Genomic DNA, 13,191 nt, shown 5'->3' on the forward strand with positions numbered 1-13,191 from the left:
TGCGAGGTAGACGCGAGACATGACGACCGAAACGTTTGAGTTCCAGGTAGAGGCCCGTCAGCTGCTCCAGCTGATGATCCACTCGGTCTACTCGAACAAGGATGTCTTCCTGAGGGAGCTCGTCTCCAACGCCTCCGACGCGCTCGACAAGCTGCGTCTGGAGAAGCTGCGGGACGACTCGCTCGACGCCGACGTGTCGGATCTGCACATCCGGATCGACGTCGACAAGGACGCCCGCACCCTCACGGTGCGGGACAACGGCATCGGGATGTCGTACGACGAGGTCGGGAAGCTCATCGGCACCATCGCCAACTCGGGCACGGCCACCTTCCTCCAGGAACTGAAGGAGGCCAAGGACGCGGCCGGGGCCGAGGGGCTCATCGGCCAGTTCGGCGTCGGCTTCTACTCCGGCTTCATGGCGGCGGACGAGGTGACGCTGGTGAGCCGCCGGGCCGGCGAGAGCCAGGGCACCCGCTGGACGTCGCGCGGTGAGGCCACGTACACGCTGGAGAAGGTCGACGACGCGCCGCAGGGCACGTCCGTCATCCTCCACCTCAAGCCCGCCGACCCCGAGAACCAGCTCCATGACTACACCTCCCCGTGGCAGATCAAGGACATCGTCAAGCGGTACTCGGACTTCATCACCTGGCCGATCCGGATGGTCCCGGAGCAGGCCGACGGCGAGGACACGCCCGAGCCCGAGACGCTGAACTCCATGAAGGCCCTGTGGGCGCGCTCGCGCGACGAGGTGTCCGACGACGAGTACCACGAGCTGTACAAGCACATCAGCCACGACTGGCGCGAGCCGCTGGAGACGATCCGCCTCCAGGCGGAGGGCACCTTCGAGTACCAGGCCCTGCTCTTCGTCCCCGCGCACGCCCCGCACGACCTGTTCACGCGGGACTTCAAGCGCGGCATCCAGCTCTATGTGAAGCGCGTCTTCATCATGGACGACTGCGAGGAGCTGCTGCCGCCGTACCTGCGCTTCGTCAAGGGCGTCGTCGACGCGGCGGACCTCTCGCTCAACGTCTCCCGCGAGATCCTCCAGCAGGACCGGCACATCCGGATGATGCGGCGCCGGCTGACCAAGAAGGTCCTCTCCACGGTCAAGGACTTCATGACCAAGGACGCCGACCGCTACGCCACGTTCTGGCGCGAGTTCGGCACCGTCCTCAAGGAGGGCCTGGTCACCGACTCCGAGAACCGCGACGCCGTCCTCGCCGTCTCCTCGTTCGCGACCACGCACACCGACGACGAGCCGACCACGCTGGCCGGGTACGTGGAGCGGATGAAGGACGGCCAGGACGACATCTACTACCTCACCGGCGAGTCCCGGCAGAGCATCGAGAACTCCCCGCACATGGAGGCGTTCCGCGCCAAGGGCATCGAGGTCCTGCTGCTCACCGACGCCGTCGACGAGGTGTGGGTGGACGCCGTCGGCGAGTACGAGGGCAAGCGGCTGCGGTCCGTCGCCAAGGGCGAGATCGACCTGGACGCCCAGGGGGACGAGAAGGCCGACGAGGACCGGGAGAAGCAGGCCGAGGACTTCGCCGGGCTGCTCGGCTGGATGCGGGAGCAGCTGGGCGAGGACATCAAGGAGGTGCGCCTGTCGGCGCGGCTCACCGTCTCTCCCGCCTGTGTCGTCTCGGACGCGCACGATCTGACCCCGGCTCTGGAGAACATGTACCGGGCGATGGGCCAGGAGGTGCCGCGCGCCCAGCGGATCCTCGAGCTCAACCCCGGCCACCAGCTCGTGAAGGGCCTGAACCAGGCGTACAAGGAGCGCGAGGACCGCTCGGGTCTCGTCGAGTCCGCCGAGCTGCTGCACACGCTGGCGGTGCTCGCCGAGGGCGGCCAGCCCAAGGACCCGGCCCGTTTCGTCAAGCTGGTGGCGGACCGCCTGGAGCGCACGCTGTAGCCCCGGGACGGGTCACGGGACGGATCAGGGGTGGTCCGGGGTGCCCGCCGCTCGCGCCCCGGGCGGAGTCGTGCCGGTGCCGCCCGGCGGGACGATCTCGCCCTGGACCACCCGCGGCGCGGTGCCCGTCCCGGCCTCCTCGTCCTTCGCGGCGCGTGCCTCGGCCTTGAGGATGCGCGCCGACTTGCCGGCCGAGCGGGCGAGTTCGGGGAGCTTCTTCGCTCCGATCACAGCTATGACGACGATGAGGAGGATCGCGAACTCGCTCAGTCCGAACATGGTGTCCTGTCCTTTCCCGCCCGGGCCGGGCACGGCGCGAGCGTATCGGGCGGGGAGGACGGCGTCATCGCCGCCTCGGGTCGCAGGGCCTGCTGCCCGCGCAGGTGGGGCAGCACGCCGAGGTCGAGCAGCGCCTGCTGCCAGGCCAGCCGGGCGTGCTCCACGCGGCCGGCCGTCGGTGCGCCGCGTCGGCCCAGGGCCGTGCGCAGCAGCGCGGCCAGGGCGAGGAGGCCGGTGAGGGCCGCGACGAGTGCCAGGGTCCAGCCGGCCGCGAGGAGCGATCCGGGCAACGGCCCCGGGGCGGCGGCCACTTGGAGCAGTCCGCCGAGCAGGAGCAGCACCCCGGCGGACGTGGCCGCCACGAGCGGGGTGAGCACCGCGAGGGCCGGCAGCAGGCTGCCGGTGTCGCGTGAGCCCCGCGCCTCGTGCCGGGCCGCGTTCCGTACGGCGAGATAGGCGCGGTACGGCTCACCGGCGGCCGCCGCGATGTCGTCGGCGTGGGCCAGTGCGTGGGCGCGCAGGCGCGCGGCCGTCCGGCCGGTCGGGTCGGCGTCGAGAGCGCCGCGGATGTCCGCGGTGTTCAGGGCCAGGTGCAGTACCGCTTCGAAATCCGCGCGGTCCTCGGGGCGGAGGCGGGGCGATTCGGCCACAGGGTCTCCCGGTCGGTTGCTGATGCGGCCACCGGGCCCCGCCCTACGCTGGCGGGGCCCGGCGGAACGGGTAGGTCCCTGTCAGACACTGACGCCGAAGTCGGAGGCGATACCGGCCAGCCCGGAGGCGTATCCCTGGCCCACGGCGCGGAACTTCCACTCCTCGCCGTTCCGGTAGAGCTCGCCGAAGACCATCGCCGTCTCGGTGGAGGCGTCCTCGGACAGGTCGTAGCGGGCGATCTCCTGGCCGCCGGCCTGGTTGACGACCCGGATGAACGCGTTGCGGACCTGTCCGAAGCTCTGGCCGCGGTTCTCGGCGTCGTGGATGGACACCGGGAACACGATCCTGTCGATCTCGGCGGGCACGGCGGCGAGGTTCACCTTCACGGTCTCGTCGTCGCCCTCGCCCTCGCCGGTGAGGTTGTCGCCGGTGTGCTCGACCGAGCCGTCCGGGCTCTTCAGGTTGTTGTAGAAGACGAAGTGCTGGTCGGAGGGGACCTTGCCGGAGGCCTCCAGGAGCAGGGCGGAGGCGTCCAGGTCGTAGTCCGTGCCGGTGGTCGTACGGACGTCCCAGCCCAGGCCGACCAGGACGGCGGTGAGGCCCGGCGCCTCCTTGCTGAGCGAGACGTTGCCGCCCTTGGACAGGGAAACTCCCACGGGTACTCCTTCGTGACGTGTGCGTTCTGGTTCTCGACGGGTGCGTTCTGGTTCTCGACGGGTGCGTTCCGCGCCCGGGAAGAACCCGGAACTAAAATCTACAACACTGTAGAAGGTGCGGGGGCCGGTCCCGCGGATCTATACGATGTCGGCACGGGCAACGCAGGGCGGTGGAAGGGAGGCAGGGCGGTGACGGATCCCCGACAGCGACCCCGGCGGGGGCAGGGCGAGCTGGAGGCGCTGGTGCTGGAGGCGCTGCGGGCGGCGGACGGTCCGGCGACGGCCGGCTGGGTGCAGGAACGCCTCGGCGGTGACCTCGCGTACACGACGGTGATCACGATCCTGACCCGGCTGCTGGGCAAGGGCGCGGTCACCCGGGAGCGGGTCGGCCGGTCCTTCGTCTGGACCCCTGCCTCGGACCAGGCGGGCCTGGCCGCGCGGAAGATGCGCAAGGTGCTGGACGCCGAGAGCGACCGCGAGGCCGTGCTGGCCAGCTTCCTCACCGGCCTCGGCCCGGACGACGAACGGCTGCTGCGTGACCTGCTGGATCAGGCACATGGCGAAGGGGAAGACTGAAGCCTCATGGGGGTCTTCGTCTTTATGCCACTGGTCCTGCCGCTCACGGCATGGCCGGTCGCCCGCCTCGCCGAACAACATCTGCACCCGCGCACCGCGACCCGGCTGCTGACCGTGATGGCCGCGGTGCTCGCGCTGTGCAGCACCGTGTGCCTGGGCCTGGTCATGGTGGTCGGCACCGCCCAGCTCCCCGGCAACCCGCTGCCCGACGGCTGGTCGGACCCCGAGGTCCGGGCGGCGGTGCCGTACGACGAGATCGTCGGCAAGGCCGCGATTCCCGCGCTGTGCGCGGTACTCGTCGCCTGCGGCCGCACCCTGTGGCGGCACGCCCGCGTACGCAGCCGGGCCCACCGCGCACTGGCCGGACTGCCGGACACGGAGGTGGCCGTCCTGCCGGACGCCGTGCCGTACGCGTACGCGCTGCCAGGCGCGACGCGGGTCGGCGCCGGGCGTCGGGCCGGTGGTGTCCTGCGCGGCGGCCTTCGCCGTCACCGCGGTGATGCTCCGGGTGCAGGCGTCGGCAGTCGCCGGGGCGCCGGTGCCGCTCGTGGTGATGCCAGTCGTCCTGCCCGTGGCCCGCGTGCGGGGCGTGTCGTGGTGACCACCGGCATGCTGGACCGGCTGCGGTCGGCCGAGCGCCGGGCCCTGTTCGCCCATGAGCGGGCCCACCTCGCCGCCCGGCACGACCGGTTCCTGCTCACCGTGCAGCTCGCCGCCCGGGCCAACCCGTTCCTGCGGCCCCTGCGCACGGCCGTGGCCTATACGGCCGAGCGCTGGGCCGACGAGGAAGCGGCCCGGGCGATCGGCAGCCGCCGCACCGTGGCCCGGGCCATCGGGACGGCCGCCCTCGTCTCCCGGGGCACCCCGGCCCCCACACTCGCAGGACTCGCCGCCCCCGGCCCGGTCCCACGCCGGGTGGCGGCCCTCCTCGGCCCCGCACCCGCCGTCCGCACCTGGCCCTCGGTCTTCACCTCGGTCGGCCTCGCGGCCTGGGGCGCGGCCGCGGGAACGGCGGTGTCGGCGATGTCGTCCGCGAACTCCGCCGTCACGATGGTGCTCATCCTGCACGCGGCGACGCCTTTGTGAGACCCACGGGGGGATCGCCCAGGTGGGTCCCCTCGGGGGGCCTCGACTGTGCGGTCCGAGGCCTGAGGGTCGGGCTTCTGTCTGCCCGCCGGACGCGTGCCCGGGAGTCGGCAGCCCGGGGCATCGCGTCCTGCACGGGCACCGGGCTGGTCCGACCAGCCCGACCAGCCCGACCAGCCCGGCCTCAGCCCTCCTCTTCCTCCTCGCCCTCGAAGAAGTCCCCGACCTCGTCGACGACTTCGCTGGCGACCATGCCGCCGGCGACGCCGACGGCGAGTCCGGCCGCGCCCGCGGCGACGGCCGTTCCCACGCCGGGGCCTGAGCGGTGGCCGTCGTGATGATCCCCGTGACCGTGACCGTGGCCGGCGGGGGCGAACGCGGTGGGGGAGCCGAAGCCCACCGGGGAGCCGTACGACGCCCGGTGCTCGACGAGTTGCTGGATCCAGCCGTCGACGATCGTGGGCCAGTCTTGCTGCTCGACGCCCTCGTGGGAGACGTTGACGCGGGTGAGCGCGTCGTGGCCGGAGGACAGGAAGCCGCCGCGCTTGTCCGCCTCCAGGACGACCTCCATGCCGCCCGGATTCGCCAGGAACGTCAGCTCGATCTCGTTGACCTGCTGGGCGTACCGGGGCGACGGGACGAGCTCGATCTCCTGGTAGAACGGCAGCTGCTGGCCGGTGCCGCCGATGCGCCCGTACTCGAGGTCGGCCGACTTGAAACCGAACCCGAGCCCGCCGAGGGCTTCGAGCACGGCCTCCTGCACCGGCAGCGGCGCGACGACCAGTTGGTCCAGATCGCCCTTGTCCTTCGCCCCCGCCACCGACAGCTCGGTGCGCACGCCGAGGACGACGCCCAGGCTCTGCCCGTGCAGTTGGGTGGCCGGCGTCTCCCACGGCAGGGTCACGCTGAACGGCACACCGCGCTGCTCGCCCTCGGCGAGCCGGAAGCCGCCGCCGACGGTGAAACGGTCGAAGGCGACGACACCCTCGCTCTCACCGCCCTCGTGCTCGGCCTCGACCCGGGCCACCAGCTCCAGGGTGATGTGCTCGATATCGAAGTCGGCTTTGCCGCCCACGAGTTGAACCTGCCCGGTGAGCGTGCCACCGGGCAGGACGGGAGACGGGTCGAGGACCGTGTCGACGGTCGGGCCGCCCACACCGAGCGCGCCGAGCAGTCGTTTGAACACCATGGTGGCGTCCACTCCTTCGCATGCGTGTACTGATTCTCTACAAGCATGTAGAAGTATAGGGCTCCTCCGCAACCGCCTCCCGTCACCACACCGCTCAGCCCACGACCCGGCCCAGCTCGATGCGGTCGATGTTCGGCGCCCAGGCACTCGCGTTGCCGAACGTCACCTTGTTGGCACCCTTCTTCAGATCGACCGGGACGCCGACCGTCCAGTAGTCGTCGAAGCTCCAGGTGTTCTTGAAGGTGACCTTCACCGGCGCCGCGGAACCGACCGTGATGTCCGCCGTACGGGACATGATGTCCGTGTTGTAGGCGTGGCCGTTGTCCCTGCGGTCGTTGTGCGCGTAGTGGACGACCAGCACATGGCGGCCGGACCGAGGCGCGTTCACCGTGAACTCGGCTGTGCTGGAGGCGCTGTTGCCCAGCCGGCCGACGTACGAGCCGGCGGACGCGTGCGGGGAGTCGACCAGCTTGGCGCCGCCTGCGAGCACCGCCGAGGGACCCTCGTAGGAGAGCGTGCCGGAGGCCGAACCGTCGCCGGAGACGTCCAGGGAGCGCACGGCGGCGTGGCCCGACGTCATCCCGATGCGGTTGTTGCCCGCGACCAGGTAGAGCCGCAGCGGCCGGCCGGGCGCGGCCGTGACCGTCTCCCCGTGCAGCGCGAGCTTCACCGCCGCCGAGGCCCGCGGCGTCACCGTGTAGTAACCGTCACGCGGGGCGTAGACGTCGAACACCGCCTTGTCGCCCGAGCGCAGCACCAGCGCGCCCGTGCCCACACCGGCCGAGGACGAGTAGTCGTACGACGGCCTGCCGCTGATGTCCGCCAGAGTCGCCTCGTACGACGCGGAGGCCGCGCCCGTCCGCGTGGTCAGGTCGATCCGGTCGAGGGTGACCTCGGCGTCGCCCTTGGACAGGGCCAACTGGTGCGTGCCCGCCTTGAGCTGGACACTGACCTCCTTCTTGGCGCGGTACGTCCAGTTCTCGGTGGAGGAGTAGCCGACCGTCACCGGGTCGCCCCCGTCGACGATCAGCTTCTGCGTGGCGGGGCCGCCGGACTGGTTGCCGTACAGGATCGCCAGGTCGTACGTGCCGTCCTTCGGCACCGACACCGTGAAGGCGACCTTGCTGCCGGGCTGGTTGAGCGAACCGACGTCCTTGGTGCCGGAGGCCGCGTAGCCGTTGGCGTTCTGCACGGTGCCCTGCGTGTACACCTTGCCGTCGGTGATGGCCGCGTCCTCGGCCTCGTACGACGCCGACCACGGGACGGAGGCGGCGGACGGGGTGCCCGAACCGCCGGGGGTGAGGACGACCCGGTACGCCGACATCTTGTGCAGTCCGCGCAGCGGGACGGTCACCGAACCGTCGTCCGCCACCTTCACCTTGGTGCGCGCCAGGACCCGCGGCGCCGCGTGCTGCCCCTCATAACCTGACCAGGCCGCCTCGGCGACCGTCGCGGTGACCGTACGGCCGAACACCGACCGCGGGACGTCGCGCACGACCACGTCCGAGTCCGCGGCGGAGCCGCCGAGCAGCACCTGCGCCTGGCGGCGGGAGGTGTCGAGGGATGCGAGGCCCTGGAGCGTGTCGATCGAGTTGGGCTGCGGCGGCGTCACCTTCACGGTGTTCCCGGTCATGCCCGCGTACCAGCGGAACAGCCACCAGCCGCCGTTGGGGATGTTGGAGCGCACCACATGGCCGCTGAGATTGCCGGCGGCGTCCCAGTACGCCATGTTGGCGTACACCTTGTTGCGCTCGAACATGGAGACCCACTGCACGAGTTGTCCGGGCACGGACAGGTCGCGGCGGTTGGCGTACTCGTCGATGTTGATCTTCAGCGGGGCGATGCCCGCCTCGCGCTCCAGGGAGCGGTAGTCGTCGTAGTGCGCCTGGAAGTCGCGGAGCGATCCCGAGCCGAGCTCGTGCCAGGTCATCACCTGGGGCAGCACGTTCTCCCGCTTGGCGAAGGCGAGGAAGTCCTTCAACAGGCGTGTGTGGTAAGCCGCTTCATTGGGTCCGGCGATCCGTGCGTCCGGGTCGATCGCACGGATCCGCTGGTACACCGTCTTCCAGTCCTTGAAGAACCGGTCACGGTTCTTCTCGTACTGGGCCTGGTCCTGGACGTCGAGCTTGTACCAGATCTGGTCGGGCTCGTTGAACGGGATGTAGACGAAACGGTCGCTGTTCGGGTCGGCCGAGACCTCCTTGACGATCTTGTCGACCTTGGGGAGGTAGTCGTCGATGCCGAGGTCCTCGTACGGCCACTTGGCGTAGATGTCCTGCATCATCACGTTGACTTCGCCGCCGCCGTTGCGGAAGAACGACTTGGAGACGGTGAGCGCGTCGCCGTTGGGGTGCTGGGCGCCGCCCTCCGGCTTCTGCGACACGCTGGTGATCTTCAGGGGCGCCATCGCGGCATCGCTGGGCACCCCGTCGTCGCTGAGCCCGTACAGCGAGCCGTTGGCGCCCAGCATCACCGGGCCCTCGGAGGTCTTGAGGTCGACGGTGAGGCGTTGGGGATCGGCAGCGGCGGCAGGGCCTGCCGCGGGGAGGGTGCCTGCCATGGCGGTTGCTCCAAGTAGTGCTGTGATCAGTGCGGTTCTGGTGCGGGATCTGGTGCGGGCGGGGGTGCTCACGCTGCTGGACCTCCGGTCACTTGACGGCTCCACTGGTGATTCCGGACACGATCTTTCGCTGGCCGACGAGGAACACGGCGACCATGGGCAGGCTCATCACCACGACGTACGCGAAGACGAGATGCCAGTTGTTGAGGTAGAGCTGGGCGCTGGCGACCTGGTAGAGGTTGAGCGGCAGGGTCGCCCGCTCTCCGCCGCCGAGGACGAAGAACGCGTAGAAGACGTCGCTCCAGGCGTAGAGCATCACCATGATCGTCGCGGTGGCGATCACCGGCCGGAGCAGCGGCAGGACGATCCGCCAGAAGATCCGTGACGGCGTCGCCCCGTCCATCCGGGCCGCCTCCTCCAGTTCCGTGGGGATGGCGCGGATGAACCCGGTCATGAAGAAGATCGACGTCGACAGATACATGCCGGTGTAGACGGCGATCATGCCCGGCCTGGTGTTCGCCAGGCCCATCTGCCGCAGCTCCATCACGATGGTGATGACGGCGGGCGGCAGCAGAAGTCCGCTGATGCACAGCGCGTACGCCGCCGAGACCAGCTTCGACTTGCGACGGGCGAAGACCCAGGCGGCGCCCGCGCCCAGAATCAGCACCAGGGCCACCGAAGGCACCACGACCAGCAGCGAGTTGAGGAAGCCGCGCAGCATCTCGCCCTCGCTGACGGCGTCCGCGTAGTTGCTCGCGGGCTGCCAGTGCCCGGGCAGGTCCAGGTTCGGCTCGATCGCCTCGGCCTGCGGCTTGGCCGAGGTGACGGCGACCAGCCACAGCGGTACACCGACGGCCAGCACCGCGATCAGCACGACGAGGGAAGGGCGGCCGTACCGCCACACCGCGGTCACAGCGTCTGCTCCCTTCGCCGGAGCCCGACGACCAGCGGAATCGCCACGGCGACCACCACCAGGAACAGCACGAGGCTCATCGCGGAGGCCTGGGCGTACAGGCCCTGTCCGAAGATCCGGAACATGTAGATGTTGAAGACCTCCGTGGAGGCCGCGGGGCCGCCGCCGGTCGTGGCCTGCACGATGTCGAAGGTGTTCATCGAACCGATGAGCGCCGTGGTGACGTTGAAGGTGACGGCCGGCGCCAGCATCGGCCAGCGCACCGACCAGAACGTCCGCCAGGGCCCCGCCCCGTCACACTTCGCGGCCTCCAGCATCTCGCCGGGGATGCCCTTGAGCCCGGCCAGATAGATCAGCATCGACAGGCCCATCCACTTCCAGCCGTGGATGAGTGTGACGATCACCAGCGTCCAGGTCGTCGAACCCAGCCAGGGGATGTCCGTCCCCAGCAGGGAGTTGACGGCCCCGTCCTGGTCGAGCAGCGCCTGGAAGACGTAGCCGGTCGCCAGGGCCGAGATCAGCACCGGCAGGAAGAAGACGGCACGGAAGAACCGGTTGAAGCGGCTGTCGTCCTCCAGCAGCAGGGCCAGCACGAGCCCGAAGCCGTTCTGGAACAGCGCGGCCAGCAGCGCGTACACCAGGGTCGTGCGGATCGCCCGCAGCAGCGAGCCGTCCTCGGCGATGGTCTTGAAGTTGTCGAGGCCCGTGAAGGCGATGTCCGCGTGGTACGAGGACCAGTTGGTGAACGGGTAGTAGAAGTTGAGCAGGTTCGGCACCAGGAAGAAGCCGGCGAAGACGACGATCGCGGGCAGCGCGAACCACCAGGGGTGGTGCACGGCCGCGCGTGGCAGCCGCCCCACCTTCTTCGGCGCGCCCCTGACCGGCGCGGGCTTGGTACGTACGACCGTGTCCGCCATCGTCAGAACCCGGGCGCGCCCTGGGCCTTGGCCACCTGTGCGAACTGGTCCTGGATCGCCTGCGCGACCTGCTGCGGGCTCTTCTTGCCGAAGATCATGTCGGCCAGGTAGAGGTGGGTGTCCGGGGCGACGATCGCCTTGGCCTGGAATACGCCGATGGCCTTGGGCAGGGCCGCCACCTGGGCCTTGGACGTCTCGGGCAGTCCGCCGGGGGTGGGCACCTCCGGTTGCACGGACGGGATCTTCATCGTCTTGATGTAGTCCGGGTAGTCCGGCCCCAGCCAGAAGGCGAGGAACTGCCGGGCCGCGTTCTGCCGCTTGTCGTCACCGGTCTTGAAGGCGACGACACCGTTGGTCTGGTCGGGCGAGTACAGCCCGGTGGCCGAGGAGTTGGCGACCGGGAACCAGCCGATCTTCTTGTCGATCTCGGCGGTGGAGTACTTGGCCTGCAACTGGCTCTGGAAGGAGGTGACGTTGAGGACCATGCCGGCCTCGCCCTTCCACAGGGCGTCGGCCTGCCCGGTGAACGTGCCCGTCCGGTAGTTCTTCTGGGCGAGCCCTGCGTCGAGCAGCTTCTCCTTGTACTTCTTGATGGCGCCGACGACGACGGGGTCGGTCCACTTCTTCTTGCCCGTGTTCAGATCGGCCCACCACTGCTGGTCGAGGTCGGTGAGCTGGACCTGCATCTGCCACTGGAGCGGCCACTTGTCGCCGCCGGCCTCGTAGAAGGCGGCGGCGTCGGACTTGTCGACGACCTTGCGGCCGAGGGCGAGCAGGTCGTCGTAGGACGTGGGGAAGTCCTTCTCGGCGATGCCCGCCTGCTTGAAGACGTCCTTGTTGTAGTAGACGCCGAGCATGGCGGGGCTGGTGACGATCGCCGCGTACCGCTTGCCGTCGATCATGCCGAGCGACTTCTCGGTCTCGCCGAGCTCGGCCTCCCACGGCTCCCCGTCCAGGGTCAGGAGGTTCTGCTTCGGCTGGATGAACGGCAGGGTGGAGATCGAGGGCTGCCAGAACATCAGGTCGGGGCGGTCGCCGGACGCCAGCTTCGTCGGCACGTTCTGCTCGTAGAGGTCCGGGATGGCCTGGGTGTCGACCTGGGCGCCGGTGGCCTTCTCGAAGGCGTCGATGACCTGCTTGGGCGCGTTCACCGTGTTCTGCGCGGTCCACATGGTCAGCTTCACGCCGTCGAGGCGGGCGGTGGGGTCGACCTCCGCCTTCTTCCCGCCCGAACCGGAGTCGCCGGAGTCCCCGGCGGTCGGGTCACTGCACGCGGTGGCGGCCAGGCCGGCGGCACATATCAGTGCCAGGGCGGGGAGAACTCTTCTCTTCATCACGAGCCTTTCCGGAGCAGGCGGTGCGGTTCAGGAAGCGGTACTCACAACTGCTGGGCGGATGTGCGGTGTTCAGTGACCGGCGGGCGGTGGCCCCGAGCTCTCCCGCACCACCAGCTCGGGTACGGACACGGGGTGCGGGGCGACCTGCGCCGACTCCTCCAGCACCCCGTGCAGCAGGGCGAACGCGGACCGCCCGAGGCCGGTGAAGTCCAGGCGTACGGTCGTCAGGGACGGGGTGAGGAAGGCGGAGTGCGGGGCGTCGTCGAAACCGGCCACGCTGACCTCGCCCGGTACCGAGCGGCCGGCCTCGTGCAGGGCGCGGAGCACGCCGAGCGCGAGATCGTCGTTGCCGCACAGGATCGCCGTGACGGACGGGTCGCCCGCCAGCTTCAGCCCGGCCGCGTGGCCGCCCGCCGGTCCCCAACTGCCCTGTACGGGGCGGGGCTCCTGGGCACCGGCCTCCTTCAGCGCCTGCCGCCAGCCGCTGGTGCGGGCGCTGGTGCGGCGCGTGCTGGACGGGATGGCGACATAGTGCACGGTCTCGTGGCCGAGGGAGAGCAGATGCCGGGTCGCCTGGTAGGCGGCCTCGCGGTCGTCGGTCCACACCCACGGGAGGTCGCCGCCGGGCGGACTCGCCGGGGTCTCGACCACGCCGACCACCGGCAGCGTCGCGGGCACGGCTCCCAGCGCCCGGACACCGGCCGGATCGTAGGCGATCACGATGAGCCCGCCGCCCGCGTCCGCCGCGCGCTGCACCTCCGCGGCCACGGCCGCGTCGTCGGCGGACTCCAGCACCCCGATCCCGACCGCGTACGACGCGGCGCGGGCGGCCTCCTCGATGCCCTGGAGGATCGAGGCGTAGCCGTAGTGGGTGGTGTTCGCGGTCAGCACGGTCACGGCCCGGCTGCGTCCGCTGGCCAGGGCGAGGGCGGTCGCGTTGCGACGGAAGCCCAGTTCGTCGATGGCGGCGAGCACCCGATCCCGGGTGGACGGCCGGACGCTCGGATGGCCGTTGATCACCCGAGAGACCGTCTGATAGGAGACCCCCGCCGCGGTCGCGACGTCCCTGATGCTCGCCGGGCGCCTTGTGTGACCGGTCACATTCATGC

General features: G+C 70.2%; 12 protein-coding genes. 3 read left to right on the forward strand and 9 right to left on the reverse strand.

The window, feature by feature from the left end; translation table 11 throughout:
* The first annotated feature begins 19 nt into the window (after positions 1-19).
* Positions 20-1,918, forward strand: coding sequence for a molecular chaperone HtpG (htpG, locus tag KJK29_RS35570; RefSeq protein WP_215123297.1), 1,899 nt, complete (start codon positions 20-22; stop codon positions 1,916-1,918).
* Between the two features lie 24 nt (positions 1,919-1,942).
* On the opposite strand, the gene KJK29_RS35575 is transcribed toward htpG, so the two are convergent.
* The 3 genes from KJK29_RS35575 to KJK29_RS35585 all read right to left on the reverse strand — a co-directional run bounded on the left by KJK29_RS35575 (position 1,943) and on the right by KJK29_RS35585 (position 3,504).
* Positions 1,943-2,197, reverse strand: a complete 255-nt coding sequence (locus KJK29_RS35575) for a twin-arginine translocase TatA/TatE family subunit (protein WP_215123298.1) — start codon at positions 2,195-2,197, stop codon at positions 1,943-1,945.
* Positions 2,185-2,847: a hypothetical protein gene (locus tag KJK29_RS35580; RefSeq protein ID WP_215123299.1), complete on the reverse strand. Its 663-nt coding sequence runs from the start codon at positions 2,845-2,847 to the stop codon at positions 2,185-2,187. Before KJK29_RS35580 ends, KJK29_RS35575 begins: the two co-directional genes overlap by 13 nt.
* 81 nt (positions 2,848-2,928) lie before the next feature.
* Positions 2,929-3,504, reverse strand: coding sequence for a TerD family protein (locus tag KJK29_RS35585; protein ID WP_215123300.1), 576 nt, complete (start codon positions 3,502-3,504; stop codon positions 2,929-2,931).
* A gap of 189 nt (positions 3,505-3,693) precedes the next feature.
* Here KJK29_RS35585 and KJK29_RS35590 point away from each other — a divergent pair, with 189 nt between their 5' ends.
* Together KJK29_RS35590 and KJK29_RS35595 are read left to right on the forward strand one after the other, a co-directional pair.
* Complete coding sequence (locus tag KJK29_RS35590; RefSeq protein ID WP_215123301.1) at positions 3,694-4,080, forward strand: BlaI/MecI/CopY family transcriptional regulator; 387 nt, start codon at positions 3,694-3,696, stop codon at positions 4,078-4,080.
* A gap of 6 nt (positions 4,081-4,086) precedes the next feature.
* The gene (locus KJK29_RS35595; RefSeq protein WP_215123302.1) at positions 4,087-5,166 is read left to right on the forward strand and encodes a M56 family metallopeptidase; all 1,080 of its coding nucleotides are present in this window, start codon (positions 4,087-4,089) and stop codon (positions 5,164-5,166) included.
* A 184-nt stretch (positions 5,167-5,350) separates the two neighbouring features.
* On the opposite strand, the gene KJK29_RS35600 is transcribed toward KJK29_RS35595, so the two are convergent.
* From KJK29_RS35600 to KJK29_RS35625, 6 genes are all read right to left on the reverse strand, one after another.
* A complete protein-coding gene (locus KJK29_RS35600) occupies positions 5,351-6,355 on the reverse strand; it encodes a sporulation protein (RefSeq protein ID WP_215123303.1) in 1,005 nt (334 codons plus the stop codon).
* Between the two features lie 94 nt (positions 6,356-6,449).
* The gene (locus tag KJK29_RS35605) at positions 6,450-8,915 is read right to left on the reverse strand and encodes a CBM35 domain-containing protein (RefSeq protein ID WP_215123304.1); all 2,466 of its coding nucleotides are present in this window, start codon (positions 8,913-8,915) and stop codon (positions 6,450-6,452) included.
* Between the two features lie 88 nt (positions 8,916-9,003).
* Positions 9,004-9,828 carry a carbohydrate ABC transporter permease gene (locus KJK29_RS35610; RefSeq protein WP_215123305.1) on the reverse strand — a complete coding sequence of 275 codons (825 nt, stop codon included), beginning with the start codon at positions 9,826-9,828 and terminating at the stop codon, positions 9,004-9,006.
* Positions 9,825-10,745 carry a carbohydrate ABC transporter permease gene (locus KJK29_RS35615; protein ID WP_215123306.1) on the reverse strand — a complete coding sequence of 307 codons (921 nt, stop codon included), beginning with the start codon at positions 10,743-10,745 and terminating at the stop codon, positions 9,825-9,827. The genes KJK29_RS35610 and KJK29_RS35615 overlap by 4 nt, the downstream gene beginning before the upstream one ends.
* A 2-nt stretch (positions 10,746-10,747) precedes the next feature.
* The gene (locus KJK29_RS35620) at positions 10,748-12,079 is read right to left on the reverse strand and encodes an ABC transporter substrate-binding protein (RefSeq protein ID WP_215123307.1); all 1,332 of its coding nucleotides are present in this window, start codon (positions 12,077-12,079) and stop codon (positions 10,748-10,750) included.
* A 72-nt stretch (positions 12,080-12,151) separates the two neighbouring features.
* Positions 12,152-13,189: a LacI family DNA-binding transcriptional regulator gene (locus tag KJK29_RS35625; RefSeq protein WP_215123308.1), complete on the reverse strand. Its 1,038-nt coding sequence runs from the start codon at positions 13,187-13,189 to the stop codon at positions 12,152-12,154.
* Positions 13,190-13,191 lie beyond the last annotated feature (2 nt).

The sequence above is a fragment of the Streptomyces koelreuteriae genome, assembly GCF_018604545.1.
GTDB classification, from domain to species: domain Bacteria; phylum Actinomycetota; class Actinomycetes; order Streptomycetales; family Streptomycetaceae; genus Streptomyces; species Streptomyces koelreuteriae.

Coding starts and splice junctions, on each gene's coding strand:
- htpG (WP_215123297.1), top strand. CDS start 20: ATGACGACCGAAACGTTTGAGTTCCAGGTAGAGGCCCGTCAGCTGCTC.
- KJK29_RS35575 (WP_215123298.1), bottom strand. CDS start 2,197: ATGTTCGGACTGAGCGAGTTCGCGATCCTCCTCATCGTCGTCATAGCT.
- KJK29_RS35595 (WP_215123302.1), top strand. CDS start 4,087: ATGGGGGTCTTCGTCTTTATGCCACTGGTCCTGCCGCTCACGGCATGG.
- KJK29_RS35600 (WP_215123303.1), bottom strand. CDS start 6,355: ATGGTGTTCAAACGACTGCTCGGCGCGCTCGGTGTGGGCGGCCCGACC.
- KJK29_RS35605 (WP_215123304.1), bottom strand. CDS start 8,915: ATGGCAGGCACCCTCCCCGCGGCAGGCCCTGCCGCCGCTGCCGATCCC.
- KJK29_RS35615 (WP_215123306.1), bottom strand. CDS start 10,745: ATGGCGGACACGGTCGTACGTACCAAGCCCGCGCCGGTCAGGGGCGCG.
- KJK29_RS35620 (WP_215123307.1), bottom strand. CDS start 12,079: ATGAAGAGAAGAGTTCTCCCCGCCCTGGCACTGATATGTGCCGCCGGC.
- KJK29_RS35625 (WP_215123308.1), bottom strand. CDS start 13,189: ATGAATGTGACCGGTCACACAAGGCGCCCGGCGAGCATCAGGGACGTC.